1 protein-coding gene is annotated in these 1,855 nt (G+C 27.3%); it reads right to left on the bottom strand.

Annotated features, from left to right (window positions below; all coding sequences use genetic code 11):
- Positions 1-172 precede the first annotated feature (172 nt).
- Complete coding sequence (locus I4V63_RS15430; RefSeq protein WP_196002105.1) at positions 173-1,741, bottom strand: IS1182 family transposase; 1,569 nt, start codon at positions 1,739-1,741, stop codon at positions 173-175.
- Between the last annotated feature and the right edge of the window lie 114 nt (positions 1,742-1,855).

Genomic DNA, 1,855 nt, shown 5'->3' on the forward strand with positions numbered 1-1,855 from the left:
AAAGGGGCTGTATCAGATTGAATTAATAAATTCAATCTGAATACAACTCCTTTTTAATTGTTCAAAATTTTATACACTAATTTTTATGTAAATATTGCTATTAATTTTGTTTTTTTACATGACAAAAAGAAGGTTAGATGCCTTCTGGTATAATTTTCATATATAGTTTTTATTATGCACCTTTCGGCTCGTGCAACAACTCGCCGTTTCGACCTTGTAAAGTTTTGTTGTGCAATTTATTAACATTATAGGCAAATGCCATTATCAATAATTCTATTCTAACTTTCTTATTTCCCCTCATTAAAAATCTTCTAAATCCATAATCTTGTTTAATTACTGCAAATGCACCTTCAACTTGAATAGATCTATTTATTCTTAAACGTACCCCTTCTTTGGTTGTTATGTTAGCTAATGATTCAGATCTTAATCTTAAAAATTCTTTAGGAACATATAATTGCCTATTATTCTTAGCTTTTGTGCATTTATTTTTATATTCACACCCTAAACAGCTTTCGCATTCGTAGATATTTACTATTGATTTAAAGTTTGATTTTGATTTTCTTGTAGTAGATCCTTTAGGAAGTAGTTTCTTTCCAGCAGCACAAATATAGTAATCATCCTCTTGGTTATATTGCATATTTTCTCTTTTACTAATATCATTTTTAAACTTTTTAGTTTTTGATTTTTCATATGTTTGAGGCTTAATGAAAGCTTTTTGATTATTATTTTCTAAATATGTATAGTTTTCTTCACTTTCGTATCCTGCGTCAGCAGTTATAGATTTATATTTTTTATTTAAGTTCTTTTCTAACTTATCTAAAAATGGTATAAAGGTAAGTTGATCTGATCTTTCACTTGATATATCTATTCCAACTATATATTCACCTTCTACCCCTATTTGAACATTATATGCTGGCTTCAACTGACCATTTTTCATATGATCCTCTTTCATATGCATGAAAGTAGCGTCATGATCGGTTTTTGAAAAACTATTTCTTCCATTAAAAATTTTATTGTATTCATCATATTTACTTTGTTTTTCTATAAAATCATTAATTACTTCAGTGTATTTTTGAAGTTTACTTTTTCTTTTGCCTTTTCCATATACAAAGTCTAAGCCTCCTTTTTCTTTAATTTCAATAAGTTTATCTTTTACCGCTAATGCATATTCAACTGAGATCTTTTCATCAGGTATACTTAAATTTAAATCAAGCTCTGAACTTATGTTTAATAATATTTTATGAGTTTTATTTTGTAATTTCTCTTCAAATTTATCAGTAGCTTTTTTCCAAATAAAACTATATCTATTAGCATTCGCTTCGATTTTTGTACCATCTACAAATAAATTTTCAAATTCTATTTCATTTCGTTTTTCTAATTCAATTATAAATTGTGAAAATAAATCTTCTACACATCCTTCTAACTTTTCACTTATAAATCTTGCAATTGTGTTATGGCTCGGTTCCTTTTGCCCTTGCAAAAGCCAACGAAAGTTAATATCTCTTTTACAAGCTTTTTCAAGTTTTCTACTAGAATATATACCTTCCATATAGCCATAAGTAACTATTCTAAATAATGTTTCAGGTAAGAGCATTGGATTTCTACCTTCAGTAGAGTATGCTTCATATAATTTTGAATAATCTAGTCCCTCCGTTACTTCATATAATGTTCTTACTGAATCATCTTTCGGTATAATAATTTCTAAATTAATTGGGAATCCTAATTGATGGATGTGTATAATATTTTTTTTGCATATAATATTTTTCATGAAAATATTATATGCAAAAAGGAGGATTCGAATTCGAACCCTCCTTTTTTTATCGGCTATTATCAAAATTTATTTTGATACAGCCCC

This window comes from Clostridium sp. 1001271B_151109_B4 (assembly GCF_015670405.1).
Classification (GTDB): Bacteria; Bacillota; Clostridia; order Clostridiales; family Clostridiaceae; genus Clostridium.